At 69.0% G+C, this 20925-nt stretch carries 18 protein-coding genes and 1 tRNA gene; 15 read left to right on the plus strand and 4 right to left on the minus strand.

Annotated features, from left to right (window positions below; all coding sequences use genetic code 11):
* Positions 1 to 105: 105 nt before the first annotated feature.
* The 3 genes from IF188_RS13305 to IF188_RS13315 are packed head-to-tail and all read right to left on the minus strand — an operon-like array spanning position 106 to position 5304.
* Positions 106 to 957 (minus strand): PIG-L deacetylase family protein, encoded by an 852-nt coding sequence (locus tag IF188_RS13305; RefSeq protein ID WP_191172283.1) that lies wholly within the window; start codon positions 955 to 957, stop codon positions 106 to 108.
* On the minus strand, positions 954 to 2084 hold the full coding sequence (locus tag IF188_RS13310) for an alcohol dehydrogenase catalytic domain-containing protein (protein WP_191172284.1): 1131 nt from the start codon (positions 2082 to 2084) through the stop codon (positions 954 to 956). Before IF188_RS13310 ends, IF188_RS13305 begins: the two co-directional genes overlap by 4 nt.
* Positions 2085 to 2121: 37 nt before the next feature.
* Entirely contained in the window at positions 2122 to 5304 is a 3183-nt protein-coding gene (locus tag IF188_RS13315; RefSeq protein WP_191172285.1) for a sialidase family protein, read from the minus strand.
* A gap of 180 nt (positions 5305 to 5484) precedes the next feature.
* On the opposite strand from IF188_RS13315, the gene IF188_RS13320 reads away from it, so the two are divergent.
* From IF188_RS13320 to IF188_RS13385, 14 genes are read left to right on the plus strand one after another with little or no spacing between them, the layout of a single operon-like run.
* The gene (locus IF188_RS13320) at positions 5485 to 6291 is read left to right on the plus strand and encodes an IclR family transcriptional regulator (RefSeq protein WP_191172286.1); all 807 of its coding nucleotides are present in this window, start codon (positions 5485 to 5487) and stop codon (positions 6289 to 6291) included.
* Positions 6288 to 7139, plus strand: a complete 852-nt coding sequence (locus IF188_RS13325) for an amidohydrolase family protein (protein ID WP_191172287.1) — start codon at positions 6288 to 6290, stop codon at positions 7137 to 7139. The genes IF188_RS13320 and IF188_RS13325 overlap by 4 nt, the downstream gene beginning before the upstream one ends.
* A gap of 43 nt (positions 7140 to 7182) precedes the next feature.
* Positions 7183 to 8508 (plus strand): aspartate aminotransferase family protein, encoded by a 1326-nt coding sequence (locus IF188_RS13330; RefSeq protein WP_318152878.1) that lies wholly within the window; start codon positions 7183 to 7185, stop codon positions 8506 to 8508.
* Between the two features lie 2 nt (positions 8509 to 8510).
* Complete coding sequence (locus IF188_RS13335; RefSeq protein ID WP_191172289.1) at positions 8511 to 10079, plus strand: N-acyl-D-amino-acid deacylase family protein; 1569 nt, start codon at positions 8511 to 8513, stop codon at positions 10077 to 10079.
* A complete protein-coding gene (locus IF188_RS13340) occupies positions 10072 to 11088 on the plus strand; it encodes a Gfo/Idh/MocA family protein (protein ID WP_191172290.1) in 1017 nt (338 codons plus the stop codon). The genes IF188_RS13335 and IF188_RS13340 overlap by 8 nt, the downstream gene beginning before the upstream one ends.
* Positions 11085 to 12044, plus strand: a complete 960-nt coding sequence (locus tag IF188_RS13345; protein ID WP_191172291.1) for a Gfo/Idh/MocA family oxidoreductase — start codon at positions 11085 to 11087, stop codon at positions 12042 to 12044. The genes IF188_RS13340 and IF188_RS13345 overlap by 4 nt, the downstream gene beginning before the upstream one ends.
* A gap of 19 nt (positions 12045 to 12063) precedes the next feature.
* Complete coding sequence (locus IF188_RS13350) at positions 12064 to 12909, plus strand: fumarylacetoacetate hydrolase family protein (RefSeq protein WP_191172292.1); 846 nt, start codon at positions 12064 to 12066, stop codon at positions 12907 to 12909.
* A 50-nt stretch (positions 12910 to 12959) separates the two neighbouring features.
* Positions 12960 to 14558, plus strand: coding sequence for an ABC transporter substrate-binding protein (locus tag IF188_RS13355; RefSeq protein ID WP_191172293.1), 1599 nt, complete (start codon positions 12960 to 12962; stop codon positions 14556 to 14558).
* A 3-nt stretch (positions 14559 to 14561) separates the two neighbouring features.
* Positions 14562 to 15521 (plus strand): ABC transporter permease, encoded by a 960-nt coding sequence (locus tag IF188_RS13360; protein WP_191172294.1) that lies wholly within the window; start codon positions 14562 to 14564, stop codon positions 15519 to 15521.
* Positions 15518 to 16429: an oligopeptide ABC transporter permease gene (opp4C, locus tag IF188_RS13365; protein WP_191172295.1), complete on the plus strand. Its 912-nt coding sequence runs from the start codon at positions 15518 to 15520 to the stop codon at positions 16427 to 16429. The genes IF188_RS13360 and opp4C overlap by 4 nt, the downstream gene beginning before the upstream one ends.
* A 5-nt stretch (positions 16430 to 16434) precedes the next feature.
* Positions 16435 to 17445 carry an ABC transporter ATP-binding protein gene (locus IF188_RS13370; protein ID WP_191172296.1) on the plus strand — a complete coding sequence of 337 codons (1011 nt, stop codon included), beginning with the start codon at positions 16435 to 16437 and terminating at the stop codon, positions 17443 to 17445.
* On the plus strand, positions 17442 to 18485 hold the full coding sequence (locus IF188_RS13375) for an ABC transporter ATP-binding protein (RefSeq protein WP_191172297.1): 1044 nt from the start codon (positions 17442 to 17444) through the stop codon (positions 18483 to 18485). Before IF188_RS13370 ends, IF188_RS13375 begins: the two co-directional genes overlap by 4 nt.
* Entirely contained in the window at positions 18482 to 19609 is a 1128-nt protein-coding gene (locus IF188_RS13380; protein ID WP_191172298.1) for an alanine racemase, read from the plus strand. Before IF188_RS13375 ends, IF188_RS13380 begins: the two co-directional genes overlap by 4 nt.
* A 14-nt stretch (positions 19610 to 19623) precedes the next feature.
* Positions 19624 to 20004, plus strand: a complete 381-nt coding sequence (locus tag IF188_RS13385) for a RidA family protein (protein ID WP_191172299.1) — start codon at positions 19624 to 19626, stop codon at positions 20002 to 20004.
* A gap of 192 nt (positions 20005 to 20196) precedes the next feature.
* Here the strand turns inward: IF188_RS13385 and IF188_RS13390 are convergent.
* A tRNA-Met gene (locus IF188_RS13390) sits at positions 20197 to 20269 on the minus strand.
* A gap of 106 nt (positions 20270 to 20375) precedes the next feature.
* Between IF188_RS13390 and IF188_RS13395 the strand changes: the two genes are divergently transcribed.
* A complete protein-coding gene (locus IF188_RS13395; RefSeq protein WP_191172300.1) occupies positions 20376 to 20882 on the plus strand; it encodes a DinB family protein in 507 nt (168 codons plus the stop codon).
* The last annotated feature ends 43 nt before the right edge of the window (positions 20883 to 20925 follow it).

The following is a 20925-nucleotide window of genomic DNA, read 5'->3' on the forward strand; positions in this document are numbered from 1 at the left end:
TTCTCTTCAAGCGGCGGCCGGCATCGCTGCGCGGTCGAGGTGTCTGTCTGCGACGAGTGGCGTCAATGCCGGCCGAGGTCCGTCCACGGCCGGCACTCATCGGGGTCAGTCGGTGCGCACCGGGAAGGCCGCGCGCAGATCCAGTTGTGAGTACGTGACGTGCCGGGTGAGCGGGTCGGCGGCACGAGCCGCTTCGGTGACGGTCAGCAGAGCGTGGGTCTCGCTGTTGAGCCGCACGAAGCCCTCCGCGAAGTTCACGCCGGCCGAGCGGCCGAACTCGCCGTTCGCCGACTCGATGAGCTTGCGTGCGAACAGGCCGGAGTAGCCCTGGCTGTCGAAGCAGTCCATCGCGGCGACCTTGCGGCCGACGACGGGCGTGATGTCGACGAAGTAGTCGTTCCGCACGCCGTAGTGGGTGAGCGCGTCGTTGGCCGTCGCCTGCAGGGCCGTGAAGAAGACCTGCTTGATGGTGGTCTCGGCGCGGCCGTCGAGGTTCTGCAGGTAGCTGCCCGCCCGCGCGATCGCCGCCAGCGCCATCGTGCTGATCACGGTGTGCGGGTCGGTGGCCATGACCGGGTTCTTCGGGTAGTCGCAGACGATGACATCCGGCTGCTCGCGGGCGATCTGCTCCGCGATCTCTTCGACGATGTCTTCGTTCACCGCCGCCAGGGTGTCGTCATGGTCGAGGGTGACGAGCTTCTGGATGCCGATGTACTCGGCGGCACGCTCCAGCTCGTGCTTCTTGTGGTCGACGATCTCGGTGAGGCCCGCGTCGACGATCTCCTGCGCCCGGTCCGCCTTGCGCCACTCCTCCGCGTAGCGGTTGGCGTGGATACGACCGCCGTGCGTCACCAGCAATGCGGTGATCTCGTCGCCGGCGTCCGCGTGCCGGGCGAGAGTGCCGCCGCAATTGGTGATCGTGTCGGCGGGATGGGCGTAGATCGTGAGGATCTTCATGCAGGGTCTCTCCTTGTCGATGGTGAGGGAACGAGGATCTGGCGGAGCGCGCGCCCGTCGGCGAGCGCATCCATCGCAGCATTGAGGTCGTCGAAGCCGACACGGCCCGAGATGAGCCGTTCGACGGGAAGGTTGCCGTTGCGCCACAGGTCCGCGTAGCGCGGGATGTCGCGAGCGGGGACCGAGGAGCCGAGGTAGCTGCCGACGATCCGCCGCGCCTCGGTGGTGACGGCGAGGGGTGAGATCTCGGAGCGCGCGGACGGCGCAGGCAGCCCGACCGTCACGGTGGTGCCACCCGGTGCCGTCGCCGCGAAGGCGGTCTCGAACGCACGGGGATGCCCCGCTGCCTCGATGACGACGGGGGCACGCTGGCCGCTCTCGGCGAGCTGGGCGGGGGTGAGCACTTGTTGGGCACCGAGTTCGCGCGCGACGGCCAGCTTCGATTCCAGCGCGTCGACGGCGATCACAGGATGCCGCTCCGCGAGCGCGACGAGCACTGCGGCAAGTCCCACGCCGCCGAGGCCGACGACCATGACCGTCTCACCCGGCTCGGGCCGGCCGGCGTTGATGACGGCTCCACCGCCGGTCAGCACTGCGCAGCCGAGCAGCGCCGCCACTTCGGCAGGCACGTCCGGGGCGACGCGCACCGCGGAGCTGCGGTGGACGACGGCGTGCGTCGAGAAGCCCGAGACGCCGAGATGGTGGTGCACCGGCGTGCCGTTGCGGCGGAGGCGACGCCCGCCGCCCATCAGTGCACCCGCGCCGTTGGCCTCCGCGCCCCGTTCGCACGGCAGTCGGCCGTGGGAGCGGCATCCGTCGCACTCCCCGCAGAGCGGCAGGAACGTGAGCACGACCCGATCGCCGATGTGGAGGTCGTCGACATTGTCGCCGAGACCCTCCACGATCCCGGCGGCTTCGTGGCCCAGGAGCATCGGCGTGGGACGCACGCGGTTGCCGTCGGCGACCGACAGGTCGGAGTGGCAGATCCCGGCCGCTTCGATCCGCACCAGGATCTCGTCTGGTCCGGGCGGATCGAGGGTCAGTTCCGACACCGTGAGAGGCCTTGAGGTGGAGAACGGACGAGGGCGCCCGACTTCTTCGAGAACGGCTCCCGTGATGGTGAGCACCCGATCACGCTCCCGCTTCTGCCTGTAACCGCATTCGTCAGCCCCGGCTCAGGTCCGCGCACTGGCCGGTGCGGGGCCCGACGACCGTGGCCGCCGCTCCCGCATCGGTCGGCGCTACGGCGTTGCCGGAGCAGGCGAGAGGCCCGCGAAGGTCGACACCGGCCAGCACACTCGCGAGCGCGCTGTGGTTGTCGGTGAGCGACACGGCGCCGGTGATCTTCGCGCGGTCGACGACGACCGACCCGCCGCTGCCGGTGATGCGCACCGGTCCGGCGATGGTCGTGCTGCGGCATCCGCTCGTCGTGTCGCCGATGGCGACGGTCCCAGTCGTGCCTGTCACGGTGACCGGGCCGGTGATGGTCGAGGCGCACAGCGATACGGTGGAGGCGTCGGTCGCGTGCACGGGGCCCGTGATGGTCGAGTTCTGCGTGATCAGCCTGCCGCCGTCGGTCACGGTGATCGCACCCGTGACCGTGGCATCCACCAGGCACAGACCGCCGGTGCCCGCGTTGAGCGGCCCGTCGTGAGCCCCGGTGACGACCGTCTCGCACGGCGGTTCGATGGTCACGTGGCGCGACCACACGCGCGCGGGCAGCACCCGGCCGCGGTCGCCCGTCACCGCGAGAGTGAAGGGATCAAGGACATTGAAGGCGCCGTTCTCGGAGTTGGCGTAGTCGACACCGACCGGGACGGTCCAGTCGTTGCCGAGTCCGGTTCGCGAGACCGTCAGGACGAGGCCTGGGCGGCCGACCATCAGCAGCAGCTCGCCGGTAGGCAGAAGCTCCAGTGTGGGCTGGATCGCATAGAGGTCCTGCTGGGACGGGCCCACCTTCACCTTCTCCAGCGGCGTCCACGTCGCGCCGTTGTCAAACGAGCGCGACATCATCATCGGCACCTTCGGGCCCATGCGCATCACCATCAGGAGAGAGCCGTCGGCGAGGCGCTCGAGTGCCCCTTCGCAGGGGCCGGAGGTGTCCGGGATGGATGCGTCGAAGACGCCGACCGTGCCGCGGACCGACCAGTTCACGCCTCCGTCTTCGGACACGAGCACGATCTGCCGATACTTCGTGTCGACCGCATAGAAACCATACGCCGACATGTAGAGCGTCCCGTCGGGATCCTCCAGGAGGGTATGCAGCGCCAAGAAACCACCGAGGGTGGTGCCCGGCCGTTCGGACGCGGCGAGAGGCCGCATGGGTTCGGGCGCTGTCATGAGCCCCGCGCGCTGTGTCCACGTTGCCCCGTTATCGTGCGAGACCGCCGTCTCCACCGTGGCCTTGTGTGTGTCGGCCGTCATGTAAGTGTGGTGGTTGACCGCGATGACATCGCCGTTGCGCAGCTGCGTGAGCTGGAAGCCGGACGTGTGCGGCATCGGATTCGTTTCGAGCGTCTTCGTCCACGTCGCGCCGCCGTCGTCCGACATGGCGAGTCCGGATCCACTCGCGCTCGTGGTGTCGGGGTGCTCCGAGTACGACAGCAAGAGGCGCGAGCCGTTGCCGTGCGGAACGACTGCGCCAGGGTTGGGGAATCCTACGAGACCCTCGTTGTCGACGACGACCTCGTCGCCAATCCGGAACGGCGACGTGCCCACTTCGGACTGGGGAGTGAGGTCGGGCGTGCCGAACACGACGTCATCGACGAAGACGTCGTCAAGGTTGCCGGCCGCACCGCTTCCACTCGTCGTGAACGCGATGCCGGTGATCGCGGCGACCTCGTTGTATCGGGCGGCGTTGTTGCCGATCGTGGATCCGGCGGAACCGACGTATACGCCGTCGACGCTGACTCGTGCGGCAGCGTGGTCGGTGGGCACCGCCACCGTGACGCGGCTCCACTGCCCGCCCGGCAGTGTTCCAGCGGGCGCGAGCTCCCGATAGGACGATGTGGCGGTCTCGTACCACAGGATGCCGCCGTCGGCGCGAGCCGCGAAGCGGAACAACGAGTTCGCGGGTTGCCCGGTGGGCTGCAGCGATCGCCCGATGACGTCGAATGTGAAGCCCTGGAGGCTCAGTGGGTTCAACTGGAAGGACAAGTAGACGCCTTGCTGGCCGAGGTTTGTGCAGGTGACCCCGACCGAAGCGGTCGTGCTCGTGTCGTGAAGTCGCAGCGACCGGGCACCTTCGTGCGCGGCCTCATCGCTCACACCCGCCGCCGTGTACCCGCCAAGAGTCGAGCAGTCAGGCGGCAATGCGCCGACCGGGTCCGACTCGAAGGTGAGCGTCGACAGGTCCCCGGCGACGGAGATCTCCTGCGTGCTGACGGAGGTGATCCCCTCGGCATCTGTCACGGTGGTGCGCAGCGTTCCGGCACCGGCCTGGGTGAAGGTGTGGGTGATGGATGCCGTGACCCAGCCGTCGGCGTCGGGTTCGCTGAGGGTGGTGGGGATGGTCTCCCCGCGCCAGTCGGCGACGACCGTGTAATCCGCGACGCTGGCGCCCTCGGGCAGTTGGAAACGGACGAGCGGGGCGTCGACGATCTGTTCGCCTCGGGCGACGGCGCCCTCGAAGAGGGGTTCGACGGGGATGCCGGCGAAGGCGTCGTCGGCGAGTTCGCCCGACACGGCGAGGTCGTCTATGTAGTAGTGGACGCCCACGGCGCTGGCGCCGGCCGAGCCGAAGTAGATGTCGCCGAGGGTGGGGGATGAGGCGTTGCGACGGTCGGTCTCGAAGCGGACGCCGTTGAGGATGAGTTCGGCGCGGTCCAGGGTGGCGTTGATGGTGACGTCGACCCATTGGTTCAGGGCGGCGCCGCCGGTGATGCGGGCGACGTCGGCGAAGCTGGAGCCGTTGTAGGCGGCGACGCGGATGTCGTTGCCGTCGCGGTTGAACGTGAATCGCCAGACGCCGTTGGCGCTGGTGCCGGGGGCGCCTTGGATGGCGACGTAGGGACCGGCGTTGAATTGGGTGGGTGAGAACCGGTAGGTGACGGAGCGTTCGGCGGTCTGGGGGTAGTGGCACCAGGTGCGGGTGTAGACGGTGTTGCTCTGGTCGACCAGCCGCATGGCTTTGTTGGTGGTGGGGGCGCCGCCGAAGCCGGCGTCGGCGATGGTGACGTCGCCGATGATGTCGCAGTCCGCCGGGGGCGCGCCGACCGGTTCGGTTTCGAAGGTGCGCACGGTGCCATCGGCCGGTGCCGCGGCGGCGACCTGACCGGGCACCACCGCAAGAACCAGCGCGGCGACGGCCGCGTAAACAAGGCCGCGGCGGATTCGGCGGGAAGACATCGTCAGTCGCTCCTTCGCGTGGGGACAAGCGCTGAGCGTGAGTATCTGCACGGATCCGCGTTCCATGTCCAGACGTTCCATGTCGAGGGCCCGAATCGTGATGTTCGTTCCATGTCTTCTTACGAATTCGTTACATGGAATGGGGTTCCATTTCAGGCTCGGGGGTGAAAGCATGCCGACGTGGAACAGCGTGCCATGTCGTATCACTCCCAGGGTCTCAGCCGCGGACTCGCTATGCTCAGGCTGCTGGGCGAGGCCGACGGGCCGCTGACCCTCGCCCAATTCGCCCGTATGCTCGACCTGCCGAAGTCGACGCTGGTCCGCATCCTCGCGGTCATGGAAGAAGAAGGATTCGTGCGGAGGTTCGGTGCCCCGCCGGCGTACTCGATCGGGCACACCGTGCACGAAATCGCCGAACGCTACCGGCCGCCGAGCGTCGCCGAGGTGGCCGCCCCGGTGCTTCGACGGCTCGCGGAAGAAGTGGGGTTCACGACCAACATCGGCGTGCTCGACGGGCGGTTCGTTCTGCACCTGCATGTCGAGGAACCGCAGCGAGCGCTGCGGTTCGCGACCAGCGGCACCCTCGAGTTCGCATACTGCACCGGCCTGGGCAAGATGCTGCTGTCGACCCTCCCCGAGGACGAGGTCGACGCGCACCTGCCCGAGCAGGAGATCTACACGGGGTGGACGCCGACGACCATCACGTCCAAGTCTGATCTCGTCGCCGCCCTCCAGCGCATCCGCAAGACCGGTTACAGCATCGACGACGAAGAGCGTAATCGTGGTGTGACCTGCATGGCCGTGCTGCTGCCCTCCGCGGGCCCGCCGGTGATGTCGCTGTCGGTCTCGGCCCCTACCGGTGAGCTCCAGCCCGCCGATCAGAAACGCATCCTTCCCGTCCTGAACGCGGCGGCCGCTGAACTCGTGGCGGAGCCCCGATTCGAAAGCGCGCTCGGCGCGCTCCGCACCCGAATGGCCATCTCGTGATCGTCGACGTCCACAGCCACTGTCATCAGCCCGGCCACTGGGGCCACGAGCACGAGGACCACTGGCAGGGTGCGTACGGCGGCGATCCGTATCCGGTGGTGACTCCGGAGTCCGTCGATGAGGTGATGGGCGAGGCCGGCATCGATGTGGCCATCGTGTTCGGCCTGGCCGCGTCGCAGGCGGGCGTGCGCACGCCGAACGCCTTCACGGCGGACTTCATCCAGCGCATGAAAACGCCCGCGATCGGCTTCTGCGCACTCGACCCGCTCGACGCGAACTGGCGCGAGCAGGTCGAGGAGGCCATCGAACTGGGGATGCGCGGAGTGAAGCTCTACCCCGTGCTGTCGCTGTTCGACCCGCTGGATCCCGAATTCGACGACTTCTACAGGATGCTGTCAGCCAACGGGATGGTGGCGCTCTGGCACATGGGCGCCACCCCGAGCCCGATCGGGCGTCTCGCGGTCAGCCAGCCGCTGGTCATCGACGAAGTCGCGCGGCGGCATCCCGATCTGACGCAGGTGATGGCGCACATGGGTCACCCGTGGCAGCGAGACACCAACGTCGTCCTGCGCAAGAACCGTCGCGTGTTCGCGGATGTCTCCGGGGTTCCCTCCCGGCAGATGGATGCCTACCTGGCTCTCGTCAACGCGCAGGAGTGGAACACGGTGCCCAAGCTCCTCTTCGGCTCCGACTACCCGCTCTGGACCCCGGCGGAGGCGATCAGCCGGTTGCGCGGGATCGCGCGGCTGCGCGCCGGCGACCTCCCGCACGTACGGGAGGAGACCGTCGAAAGCATCATCCAGCAGGATGCGCTGGCGCTGCTGGAACTCGAAGACCCCCGCGCGTGAGCGCGTCTCGTCAGACCTGAACGAAACGACCAAGGAGATCCACGTGACATCGGCCTCCCGCAGCCTCGCCGAGGCGGCAGAGCGCATCATCCCCGGCGGAGTCAACTCCGCCACGCGCAGCATCGGCGCCCCCTGGGCGTTCGCATCCGCGCACGGCGCGACGCTCACCGACCTCGACGGCAACCGCTACACCGACTACCACGCGGCGTTCGGGGCGATCCTGCTCGGCCACGGCGACGAGCGCGTCAACAGCGCGATCACCGCCGCGATCCAGGACCTCGATCTCGTGGGTCTCGGCACGACGGAGCTGGAGGTGCGCACTGCGGAGCTGGTGATCGACGCGATCCCGTCGGCCGACATGGTCATCTCCACGATGAGCGGATCCGAGGCGGTGTTGCAGGCGATCCGTCTCGCGCGCGGCGCGACGAACCGACCGTACGTCGTCAAGTTCCAGGGCTGTTTCCACGGCTCGTACGACGCGATCGCCCGCAACGTGATCTCGAGCCCCGATCTCGCATGGCGCCGCGACCCGAACTCGAGCGGCATCCTCGACGACGCCCTGGATCACACCCTCATCGCGGAGTTCAACGACCTCGCCTCGGTCGAGGAGCTGTTCGCCGCGCACCCTGACGAGATCGCGGCGGTCATCCTGGAACCCGTCCCGCACAACGTCGGCGCGCTGCTGCCCGAGCTCGCCTTCCTGCAGGGGCTGCGCGACCTCACGACGAAGCACGGCAGCGTGCTGATCTTCGACGAGGTGATCACGGGGTTCCGGCATGCGCGAGGCGGCTACCAGGAGATCTGCGGCGTGATCCCGGACCTCACCACATTCGGCAAGTCCATGGGCAACGGCTACCCCGTGGCGGGTCTGGCGGGGGCCGCCGAGATCATGCGCAACTTCACGCCTACCGGCGGCAAGGTCATGCTCGCCGGCACCTTCAACGGCAACTCGGTGTCGATGGCGGCCGCGATCGCGACGCTCACCGTGCTGAACGACCCGGAGGTCGACTTCTACGGTCACGTCTACCGGCTCGGCGATCGGATGCGCGACGGGCTGCGCCGCATCACGAACGGTCACGGCATCCCCGCGGTGATCACCGGCATCGGCTCGGTCTTCATCGCCTACTTCCTCGACGGCGAGGTGCGCGGCTACCGCGATCTGCTGCGCAACGACGACGAGGCGTACGCGACGTTCCACCGCCGCATGATCGACAAGGGCTCGCTCATGTACCCGATGTCGCTCAAGCGCAACCACATCTCGCTGGCGCACACCGACGCCGACATCGACCGCACCCTCGAGCAGGCCGACGAGGTGCTGGGAGCCATGGCGCGCGCCGGTGAGTTCTCGCTGCTGCGGGAGAGTGCCTGAGCATGTCGAGTACCCCCGTTCGCACGGCCTTGGTCGGCGGCCTCGTCGCCGACGGCTCGGGCGATGATCCGCGCGCAGCCGACGTGCTGCTCGCAGACGGGCGCGTCGAAGCGATCGTGCCCGCCGGCGAGCGTCCGCGTGCCGGCTACGACGCCAGGATCGTCGACTGCGCGGGCCGGGTCGTGGCGCCGGGGTTCGTCGACATTCACTGCCATTCCGACCTCAGCCGGTTCGCCTACCCCGGCAACGCGAGCCGCGTGACGCAGGGTGTGACCACCGAGGTCGTCGGCAATTGCGGGATGTCTCCTGCGCCCGGTAACTCCGATCGTGCGGGCCTTGCGCGGATCATCAGCACGATCGACGTAACGCCTGACTTCGAGTGGACGTGGAGCGACCTCGACGGCTGGCTCCGCGCGCTCGATGACGCCCAGGCCGCCACGAACGTCGCGGCGCAGGTGGGCCACGGGTCTGCGCGGTTCACTGTCGCCGGGGGCGCCGCCCGCCGCCTCGACGACGACGAGCTCGACGCTCTCGAGAACGAACTGCATGCCGCCCTCCATGCCGGATGCCTCGGCGTGAGCGTCGGGCTGATGTACGCGCCCGGGGAAGCGGCCACGGCACGTGAGCTCGAACTGGTCGGTCGTGTCGTCGCCTCTCATGACGCCGTGCTATCGGCCCACCTGCGGAACTACGGCACCCGTGCGCTCGGCACGGCGGTCGACGAGCTCGCCGCGCCGGCGGCCAAGGCGGGAGCGCGGCTCCAGATCTCGCACCTGCGCGGGGTCGGCGACGCGGACGGATACGCCGACGTGGTCGCTCAGCTCGACGATCTGCGCGCCGCTGGCGTCGACGTCGCCGCGGATGCCTACCCCTACGTGCACGGGCACACGACCCTGCTGCAGCTGCTGCCGAGCGCGCTTCGGGCGGCGGGACCGGACGCCGCGGTGGATGCGACGAAGGCTGATCTCCCCGCCGTCGCGCGACAGCTCGCCGCCACCGGATACGCGCCTGAGCAGCTCATCGTGATGAAGGCGTCCCGGACGCCCGAGGCCGTCGGTCCTGTCGCCGAGCGCTTCGACGGCGACCCGTGGCTTTGGCTCGCGGGGCTCATCGTCGCGAACGACGGACTCGTCGACGTCGCCGTCGAAAGCGGTCGCTGGGCCGACGTCGACCTCGCGTACCGCACGCCATGGATCTCGGTCGCGTCCGACGGCACCGCCCTCGACGAGAACCACACCGCCTCGGCCGCGCACCCGCGTTCGTGGGGCGCCTTCTCGGCCGGCTACCGCCGGATGCGCGATCTAGGGGCCTCGGTCGGGGAAGCGGTGCGGCGCATGTCGACCGCGCCGGCCGCGCGGGTCGGACTCGTCAGCGGCATCGCGCCCGGACTGCGTGCGGACGTCGTCGTGTTCGACGACGTCCGATTCGACTCGGCGGCGACCTTCGACCGCCCGGCGACGCCGTCGTCGGGGATAGACCACGTGTTCGTCAACGGCGTCGCGGTGATGGAGAGCGGGCGACAGACCCCCCATCGTCCTGGCGTCCTCCTTCGAAAGGGAAGCAATGAGTGAGGCATCCGAGCCTCTCGGAATCGGGATCGTCGGGGTCGGCGGCATCGCCGTGTCGCACATGGCGGCGCTGCGGACCATGCCCGAGGCGCGACTGGTCGCAGTATGCGACGTCGATGCCGCGCGGGCGGCGGAGGCGGCGTACGCAGGGCGCTGCACGGCGTACGACGACGTCGACGCACTGCTGGCAGACCCCTCGGTCGACGCCGTCATCGTGTGCACCCCGAACATGACGCACGAGAGCCTCGGACGCGCGGTGCTCGCGGCGGACAGGCATCTCCTCATGGAGAAGCCGCTCGCCATGACCGGCGACGGCGCGCGCGCACTGCAGAGAGAGGCCGCCGAGCGTGGCCTCGCTCTCGCCGTCGGCCACAGTCACCGGTTCTCGGACCAGGGATTGGCGATCCGCGACGCCATCGACTCCGGCGCGATCGGAACGCCGCGGTTCGTGCGCGTGGCCATGAACGGCGGATGGATCTGGCCGGGATGGCAGTCGTGGGTGCTGAACCCGGAGCTCTCGGGCGGGCACTCACTCCACAACGGCGTTCACCTGGTCGACCTCGCCTCGTGGTGGATCGGCGAGCCCGCCGCCAGTGTGTTCGCGACGGGGCAGAAGACCACCAGCGCCGCACTGGGCATCTACGACTACCTCGTCATGGAGCTCGGGTTCGCCTCGGGTGCTGCCGCGGTCTGCGAGATCAGTCGCGGCGAACGGCCTCGGTCGGCGTCGTACCTCGAGCTCACGGTCGTCGGCACCGAAGGGGTGCTCACGCGGGAGTGGGATGCCGAGGGTCTGCTCGCCTGGACCGACACCGGCCTGGCGGCCTGGGGCGTGGACGGAGGCGGCGCGCGCACGTTCCGCCGCGAGCTCGAAGGATTCGTGGATGCCGCGCGTGGGCGTCGCCCGGTCGCGCCGCCCGTGGCAGCCGCCGTGCATGCGGTCGACCTCGCCGTGGCATCGGAGCGGTCGTTGGCCACCGGTGAGACCGTGCGGATCGAGGTGGCGGCATGAGCGGCATCTCCGTCCTCCTTGCGGGCGCCGTCGGAACGGGCCGCCAGCACCACCAGGCCGACATGTGGGCGCCGCGGCTCGAGGCTGCGGGACTCGCGCCGGTCGCCGTGTGGACGCCGCCGACCGTCCGAGACGAGGCGATCGCGCGTGCGACGGACCTCGCAAACGGCCTCGGCGTCGAACTCGAGGTGTCTGCGCAGCCCAGGGTCGCGGCATCCGGTGCCGTAGTGTGCCTGCGCGGCGCCGAGCGGATCGCGTTCGCGAGATTCGCGACGGATGCCGGTCTCCCGATCCTGCTGGACAAGCCGACGCTCGACGACACCGCTGAGCTCGAGGCGTTCGCCGAGGCCGCCGGCGCGGTCGTTCCCGGGCACCACCTCGGCGTCCACCCCGGATTCACGCGCGCACTGTCCGCGGTGCGGGGTGCCGAGATCGGACTGCTGCGCGCCGTGAACGCCGACCTGGTCGTCGCCGCCGGTGACGGGCTCAGCCCGGTCGGCGAGCTCCGTAATCACGGGGTCTACCTGGTCGACCTCCTGCGACAGGCGACCGGCCCGGCTCAAGTGCGGCTCCAGGCCCATGGCACGCCGAAGGCCGACGCCTTCACGCTCCTCGGACAGACCGAACGCGATGTCGTCGTCAGCATGCACGTCTCGCGGACCGCCGAGAGCGCCGGGGGCAGCGGCATCCTGCGCGCTGTCGTGCGTCTTCTGGGCACCGACGGCTCGCTTCTCGTGGACCTCGCCCGCCCGTCGATCGATGTCCGCACTCCCCGAGGTCGCGACGTGCTGCCCTTCGGCGAGGATTCGGTGACCGCGCTGCTCGCGCGGTTCGCCGCAACGATCGCCGGCCGGCATCGCCCGGCTCCGGCATCCGACCTCGTCACACTTTCTCGCGCGCTCGACGGGATCGCCGAATCGGCGTCGAGCGGCAACCCGACCACTCTCACCTGGTGATCCCGGAGGAAACTGAAACATGAAATGGCTGGCATTCGACGATCACGGCACGCTGCGCCACGGCCGCATCGACGGCGACGAGGTCGTCATTACCGGTGACGGCGACCTCACCGAGGTCGTCGCCGGCGCTGTCGACGAGCCGGAGCGGGCTCGCGTGCCGCTCGCGGATCTGCGGATCGTCGCCCCTCTGCGGGCACCCGGCAAGGTGATCGCGGTCGCCGCAAACTATCAGGCGCACGTGGAGGAGAGCGGCGCGAACGCCCGCGATGTGCGCACAGCCTCGCCGCGGCTGTTTCTCAAGCCTGACACCAGCATCGTCGGACCCGACGCGCCCGTCGCCGTCGATCCGATCACGCGCGAGTTCGACTGGGAGGTCGAGCTCGCCGTCGTGATCGGACGCACCGCCAAGCGCGTCACCGAAGACGCCGCGCTGGACCACGTGTTCGGCTACGCGACCAGCAACGACCTGTCCGCCCGCAGCCTGGACCTCGGATCCGAGCGCGACGGCGAGGCGTGGACAGGGTTCTTCGACTGGCTCGAAGGCAAATGGCTCGACGGCTCCGCGCCCTTCGGGCCCTGGATCGTGACCGCCGACGAGGTCGGCGATCCGCAGGTGCTGCCGCTCTCGCTGTACGTCAACGGCGACCTGAAGCAGTCGGGCACGACTGCCGACATGGTGCACAGCGTCGCCGAGCTCGTGTCGTTCAGCTCGAGGCTGATGACGCTCAACCCGGGCGACATCATCCTCACGGGAACGCCCGCGGGCGTCGGTGCCACCACCGGCACCTTCCTCAATCCCGGCGACACGGTCGTCGCCGAGGTGCAGGGGCTCGGGTCCCTCACCACCCCGATCGTGGCGGCCTGATCACCCGTCCCGGCGCACCATCACATCGAACACCTGAAAAGGAGCAAGCCATGCAATCCCGGTTCCTCACCGGCGCGCTCGCGCTCGCTGCAACCGCAGCGCTCGCGGTGGGCTGCAGTGCGTCCTCCGCGCCGCCCGCGGAGTCAGACGAGCCCACCTCGGCGAACGTCTACCTGTACCAGAAGCCCGTCACGTTCAACCCCCTCGTCGCAGGCCTGGGCGCCGAGGCGCTCACCATGTCGCTCGTCTACGACACGCTCTACACGACGGACCCTGAATTCGCCTACCAGCCGCGGCTCGCTGAGTCGTGGGACGTCTCGGACGACGCCACCGAGTACACGTTCCATCTGAGGGATGGACTCGAGTGGAGCGATGGCGAGCCGCTGACGGCCGACGATATCGTCTACTCGTTCAACCTCTACGCGAACCCCGCCACCGCGAGCATCTACGCGTCGAGGCTCGCGGGAGTCGAGGGCTACGACGAGTTCAAGGCCGGCACGGCCGACAGCCTGTCGGGCGTCGAGGCCGTGGACGACCAGACGGTGAAGATCACCCTCAAGGCGCCCAACGCCGGGTTCATGTCGTTGCTGGTCGGCAGCTTCTTCATCCTTCCTGAGCACGTGCTCGGCGATGTCGAGCCGGCGGCGCTCCCCGACGACGAGTACTTCACGCTTCCCGACGTGGGTGCCGGACCTTACACGATGAAGGAGTTCAACGTCGATCAGGACGTCGTACTCGAGAAGAACGACAACTACCGCACCGACGTGGGCATCGACACGCTCTACCTCAAGATGCTCACGAGCGACGTCGCGACCGCGCAGCTGGCCACCGGCGAGATGGATCTCGTCCAGCTGTCGGCGCTCGACCTGGGCGCCGTCGAGGGATTGCCGGGCGTCACGGTCTCGTCCAAGCCGTCGGCCGGTTTCCTGCGGTTGCTCGTGAACTTCGAGAAGTTCCCCGACGAGCTCGTGCGGCAGGCGTTCCTCACCGCCATCGACCGCGAGGGCATCATCGACGGTGTCCTAAGCGGCTACGGTCAGCCGATCAACAGCACGATCATGACGCCGTGGGCGCTTCCCGACGACCTGGACACGTACGACTACGATCCGGACCGTGCGAAGGAGCTGCTCGAGGAGGCCGGATGGGACTTCTCGCAGGAGGTCAAGCTCACGTGGATCCCCGGCACGCGTGACCGCGATCAGAGTGTGGAGGTGATCCTCGAAAACCTCAAGGCCATCGGCGTCAACGCGGTCGCGAACCAGATCGAGTCGGCCGCCCAGCTGCCGATGATCGAGAACGCGGAGTACGACCTCATGGTCTCGGGCGGCGGCACGTACACGACGGATCCGGCCGCCTCGGTGGCCCCGCTCTCGTGCGCTACCGTGTACCCCGCCGGCGGCAACACCTCGCTGTTCTGCAACCCGGAACTCGACGCGTTGATGGCTGAGGGCCAGCAGATCGCCGACCCCGACGAGCGCGCCGAGGTGTACCAGGAGGCTGCACGCGTGGACAACGAGAACGTCCCGTACCTGTGGCTCTACGTGCCGGACACGATCTGGGCGACGAGTGAGCGTCTGAAGGGCTTCGAGCCCCACGGCGACTTCACCAACGGCTTCTGGAACGCAGCCGACTGGACGATCTCCGAGTAGAAGATGCTGAGATCCCTCACCACACGGCTCTCTTCGAGCGTCCTCGTCTTCCTGCTGGTCGCAGTCGGGCTCTTCACGCTCGTCCGCCTCGCACCCGGCGACCCCATCGACATGATGGTGCCGCCGGAGGTAGACGGGGCCGACCGTGAGGCCTATACCACCGCGCTCCGGGAGAAGTACGGCCTCGATCAGCCGATCTTCGTGCAGTTCTTCCGGTGGTTTGGCGGGCTCATGGTGGGGGATCTCGGCTACTCGTACTCCAACGGACAGCCGGTCGGCCAGCTGCTGGCCGACCGGCTGGGCCCCACGATCCTGCTCATGGGCAGCGCGCTGCTCCTGGGTCTTCTTATCGCGATCCCCGGCGGCGTCCTCGCCGCCGTCAAGCGCAACTCCATCGCGGACTACACCATCAGCACCGTGAGCGTGGTCGCGATTGCGGTGCCCAGCTTCTTCCTCGGCATGCTGTCGATCTACATCTTCGCGGTGCGGCTCCGCGTGCTGCCCTCCGCGGGGATGCACGGATCGGGCAGAACCGATGTCGGCGACCTGCTCTACCACATGGTGCTGCCGGTGTGCCTGCTCGGCCTGGCGATCGCGGCATCCCTCATCCGCTACGTACGCAGCGGCATGATGGAGGAGCTCAGCAAGGACTACGTCCGGGCCGTGGTCGCGAAGGGGGCCGGCCCGGCGCGCGTGCTGTCGCACGCGCTGCGCAACAGCCTCATCCCGCTCGTCACGGTGATCGCGCTGTCAATCCCCGGCGTGCTCGCCGGCGCCGTGGTGCTCGAGCAGATCTTCGCGTGGCCGGGCATGGGCCAGCTCGCCATCGCCTCTCTCACGAATCGCGACTACCCGGTGCTGATCGGCTTCGGTCTGTACATCGCCGTGGTCGTGCTCGCCTGCAACCTCATCGCGGACCTGCTGTACGCGGTGGTCGACCCGAGGGTGAGGACCGCCAAATGAGCCTGACCGAGACCGCCACCCAGGTCGTGGTCGACGAAGAGGCGAAGCGCCTGCCGAAGGAGCTCTCGCCCGACCAACTGGCGCGCCGCCGGTTCTATCGCAACCCGACCGCCGTCATCGGCGTCATCGTGCTTGCGATCATCGTGCTCGCGAGCGTGCTCGCGCCGCTGATCAGTCCGTATGATCCCAGCGCGATCGACCTCGAGAGCATCCGCCAGCCGCCCTCCCCCGAACACCTTCTCGGAACCGACTCCACGGGCCGGGACGTCTTCAGCCGACTGCTCGCGGGCGGGCAGGTCTCGCTGTCGGTCGGCTTCCTCGCGGCGATCATCGCGGTGACGCTCGGCACCCTCGCCGGAGTCCTCGCGGGGTGGTTCGGCGGGATCACCGACACCGTCATCAGCCGCATCGTCGACATCATGCTGTCGGTCCCGGCGGTGCTGGTGATCATCGTGCTCGCGGGCGTCATCGGCCCCAGCGTGCCGCTGCTCATCGGGATCATCGCGCTGCTGTCGTGGCCGTCGTCGGCACGCATCGCGAGAGGCGTCGTGCTGAGCCTGCGCGAAGAAGAGTTCGTGCAGGCCGCGCGCGTGCTCGGCTCGCGCAGCGGCTACATCATCCGCCGTCATCTCGTGCCCGGAGTGCTGCCGCCGGTCGTCGTCTCGGCCACGATCCTCGTGGCCGAGGCAGTTCTGCTCGAATCGTCACTGTCGTTCCTCGGCGCGGGCGTTCAACCGCCCCAGTCGAGCTGGGGCAACATGCTCAACGAGGCGCAGTCGCTGACGGTGCTGTCGTCCATGCCGTGGCTCTGGGTGCCGGCGGGCCTGCTGATCGCCGCCACGGTGCTCTCGGCGATGGCGATCGGCGACGGCATCCGCGACGCCATCGACCCGAGGAAGAACAAGTGAACCGGATGCCTCTTTCGACCACCCGATCCGATGCTGCACTCTCGTTGCGGGGTGTGACCCTCGACCTGCAGACTCCTTCCGGGCCGGTGCGGATCCTCCATGACATCTCCTTCGACGTCGCCCCCGGCGAGGTCATCGGCATCGTGGGCGAGTCGGGCTCGGGCAAGTCCATGACCGCGCTCACCGTGCTGCGCCTTCTGCCCCCGGGTGCCGAGCTCTCCGGAAGCATCCAGTTCAGCGGCCGTGACCTCGCGAGCCTGTCGTCGCGAGAGCTGCGCGAAGTGCGGGGAAAGCACATCGGCATGGTCTTCCAGGACCCGATGACGACGCTCGATCCGGTCGTGCGCGTCGGTGCGCAGATCGACGAGGCGTACCGCATCCATCATCGGCGCGCCTCTCATGCCGAGGTGCGCCGCCGCACGATCGAGATGCTCGAGCTCGTCGGCGTGCCCGACGCGGCGCAGCGAGCCCAGCAGTATCCGCACCAGTGGTCGGGCGGCATGCGCCAGCGTGCCGCGATCGCGATGGCGCTCGTCAACGACCCCGCCGTGATCATCGCCGACGAGCCGACCACGGCGCTCGATGCGACGATCCAGGCCCAGGTCCTCGACGTGCTCATGCGTGCTCGCGACGAGCTCGGGGTGGCGGTGGTGCTCATCACGCACGACCTTGGGGTGATCGCGCAGACCGCATCGCGGGTGGTGGTGATGTACGCCGGACGCATCGTCGAGGTCGCCTCCACGCACGAGCTGTTCGCCGACAGCCGGCATCCGTACTCGAACGCACTCATGCGCAGCCAACCGGGAGCGCACGAGCGAGGTGAGCCGCTCGTCGCCATCCCCGGCCGCCCACCCAGCATGACGGACCTGCCGCTGGGATGCGCGTTCGCGCCGCGCTGCGCGTCGCCGTACAAGAATGACCGCTGCTTCGCCGAGCGCCCAGAGCTCGAGCTCAGCATCGACGGCCGGCTGAGCGCCTGCCATTACCGCGACGTGCGACAGGAGGTGATCGCATGACGACCGTGAACCACACGGCGACCGCGGCCGGCGACGCGCCCGCGGTGCTGCGGGTCGAAGATCTCAAGGTGCACTTCACCAGCGCTGCCATCAACGGGCGCAAGCGCACGGTGTACGCAGTCGACGGCGTCAGCTTCACTGTGCGTGAGAACGAGACACTCGGCATCATCGGCGAGTCTGGCTGCGGCAAGAGCACGACCGGCCGAGCGCTCGTGCACCTCAACGACCCCACCTCGGGCCGCATCGCCTTCCGCGGTCACGACATCACCCGTCCCGGACGCGCCGAGCAGCACGAGCTGCGCCAGAAGATGCAGTTCGTCTTCCAGGATCCGCAGTCGTCCCTCAACCCCCGCATGACGATCCAGGAGATCCTTGCGGAACCCCTGCGCGCCTTCGGCCGCTGGAAGGGCAACAGCGGTCCGGCGAAGGCCGCCGAGCTGCTCGATCGCGTCGGGCTGCCGGCCACGGCGCGCAACCGCTACCCGCATGAGTTCTCCGGCGGCCAGCGCCAGCGCATCGGCATCGCGCGCGCGCTGGCGCTCGACCCGGAGCTCCTGATCCTCGATGAGCCCGTGTCGGCGCTCGACGTGTCGGTGCAGGCGCAGGTGCTCAATCTCCTGATGGATCTGCGCGCATCGAGCTCGTTGTCGTCCGTGATGATCTCGCACGACCTCGATGTCATCCGCCACGTGTCGGACCGGATCGTGGTGATGTACCTCGGCGTGATCGTCGAATCGGGCCCGGCGGACCAGGTGCTCGACCAGCCGGCGCACCCGTACACCGCCGCCCTCGCCTCGGCGACGCCGCCGTCGTCGCCCGACGAGGTGCGGCAGCGCATCGTTCTGCAGGGCGAGCTGCCGTCGGCCTCGAACCCGCCGTCGGGATGCCGCTTCCACACGCGCTGCTGGCGCGCCGACGAGGTCTGCGAGACCGTTGTCCCGGTCCTCTCACCGATCGACGGCGCCGGAGTGCGCAGCGTCGCATGTCACCACCCGCTCCTGCTCGGCATGCCTGCGATGCGGCGGGAGGGGGCGGCGTGAGCCCGACTGCGCCGCAGGCTCTCCGGTGGGACGAGCTGGTCGGCGCGCCGATCCAGCAGCTTCCCACGCCCACGGTGATCATCGACCTGCCCACCCTGCGCCGGAACGTCGCCCAGATGGCCGCTTACGCAGATTCCCTCGGCGTCACCCTGCGGCCGCATTGGAAGACGAGCAAATGCGCCCAGGTCGGGGCGCTCCAGCTCGAGGCCGGCGCCGTAGGGCTCACCGCCGCGACGGCGGGCGAGGTGGAAGCGCTCGCCGCAGCGGGCTTTACCGACGTCTTCTGGGCATATCCGCCCGTCGGCGCCGCCCGCGTCGCCACGGCGCTGTGGGCGGCGGCGCGCACTCGCCTCATCGTCGGGGTCGACTCCCTCGCGTCCGCCGAGCCCCTCGCAGAAGCCGCCGCGGCGGCGGGGACGCCGATCGAGATCCGCCTCGAAGTCGACACGGGCCTCGGGCGCACCGGCGTGGATCCCCGCCGCGCCGTCGAGGTCGCGCAGGCCCTCGTCGCGCTGCCCGGCGTGCGACTCGAGGGGGTCTTCACGCACGAGGGGCACGTGCAAGGCGTCGGAGCGGACCCGGCCCGGCGCCTCGCCACCGGAGTGGCTGCCGGAGAGCTGTTGGTCGAAGTTGCCGAGGCGATCCGTGCCGATGGGATGCCGCTGACGAGCGTGTCAGTCGGGTCCACCGCCGGTGCGCGCTCCGCGCCGACGGTCACCGGGGTCACCGAGGCGCGGCCCGGCACGTATGTCTACGGGGACGAGAATCAGGTTGCCATCGGAACCGTCGCGCCCGAAGACACTGCGGTGACGGTGCTCAGCCGCGTCATCAGCGTCGAACGCGGTGACCCGGCGCTGATCGACGCCGGCATCAAGGCGATGAGCGCCGACGGCAGCATGCACGGCGACGGACGCATCGGCACCGTCGTCTCGGACGGCGGCGGTGTCGTGGCGACCGGTCACGAGGAGCACGGGTTCCTACGGGGGGCGACGGGGCTTCGCGTCGGCGACCTCGTGCGCATCCGCCCGAACCATGCCTGCGGGCTCTCGAACATGCACTCCCACGTCGTCGCCGTCGAGGACGGCGTTGTCGTGGACATCTGGCCCGTCCTGGGCCGTCACTGACGAAAGGGAACACTGTGATCGAATCCGTCTCCTCTCCGCACGCCCCTGCTCCGGCGGGCACCTACTCCTCAGGGATCGTCAGCGGAGGACTCCTGTTCGTCGCCGGCCAGGGCCCGTTCGACGCCGCCGGGGAGCGCGTCGGCGAGAGCTTCGCCGAGCAGCTGCGGCAGACCTTCCGCAACGTGCAGGTGATCGCCGAGGCGGCGGGCACGTCGCTCGAGCACGCGGTACGGATCGGTGTCTACCTGAAGCGCATCGAGGACTGGGCTGAGCTGAACGAGCTGTCGAAGGGGTTCCTCACCCATCCGTACCCTGCGCGCACGACGGTTCAGGCAGACCTGAATGGCTTCGACATCGAAGTCGACGCGGTCATCGCTCTGCCCACGCGGGCGTGACGCCCGTGGAGTTGCCTCGGATCGGTCCTGCCGATGCCGAGCGTCCCGTCGTTCGTGTCGGGGCGCCGTATGCCGCTCTCGGCGTTCTGCGAGCGACATCGACGGTGCCTTCCCCGCTGGTGGCGACTGCTCCAAAAGTGCTTCGAACACTTCCTCGCCGCCAGGATTGGCTCACTCCCTCGTGTGGAATCGACGCGACGGCGGGAGTCGAACCCGCAACGCTCCCGGGTATGAACCGGTGCCCGGGACCGCCCGGATCGCCGCGATGACCCCACGCTAACCCGACCGGCCCAAGTAGGCCATGAGCGTGAACCATGGTTTCGCTATGCGTCCCGATGTGACGGGACCGCGACGCGCGTAGCGTGACGAACATGACCGTCCAAGACTTCGCGCGGTACAGCGAGGTGCTGCACGACATGACTCAGGAGTTCGCCCGCGCCGTCCCGGACGACGCTTGGGACTTCACGCCCGTCCCGGCAAGAACCACGACTGAGCCGCCGACCCAGGATCGCCCCACCGCCCAGTTCGCACCGTTCTCGAAACAGCTGCGGCACGTCGTGTGCGTGCGCGGCGTCTACAACGCGGCCCTCACCACCAGCGCCGTCGACTGGTCGCGCAAGCACGAGCACTACACCGGACCGCTGACCCGCGATGCACTCATCGCCGGGCTCGCAGACCAGCAGCGCCGGCTGATCGCTCTGCTCGACGGCATCCATCCCGACATCGTGCTCGACTGGGACGGATCTCCGTTCACCTTCGGTCTGTTCGCCGGCGAGTTCGTGCAGCACGAAGCCCTGCACCACGGGCAGTGGAGCGTCTACGCCGCGCTCGCCGGCTTCGACACTCCGACCGGCTGGCGCGAGTCGTGGGGCCTCTGACGAGGAGTGGATGCCGGCGGCCAGGGCCGACCGTCGGTCGACG

This window comes from Microbacterium helvum (genome assembly GCF_014779795.1).
GTDB classification, from domain to species: Bacteria; Actinomycetota; Actinomycetes; order Actinomycetales; family Microbacteriaceae; genus Microbacterium; species Microbacterium helvum.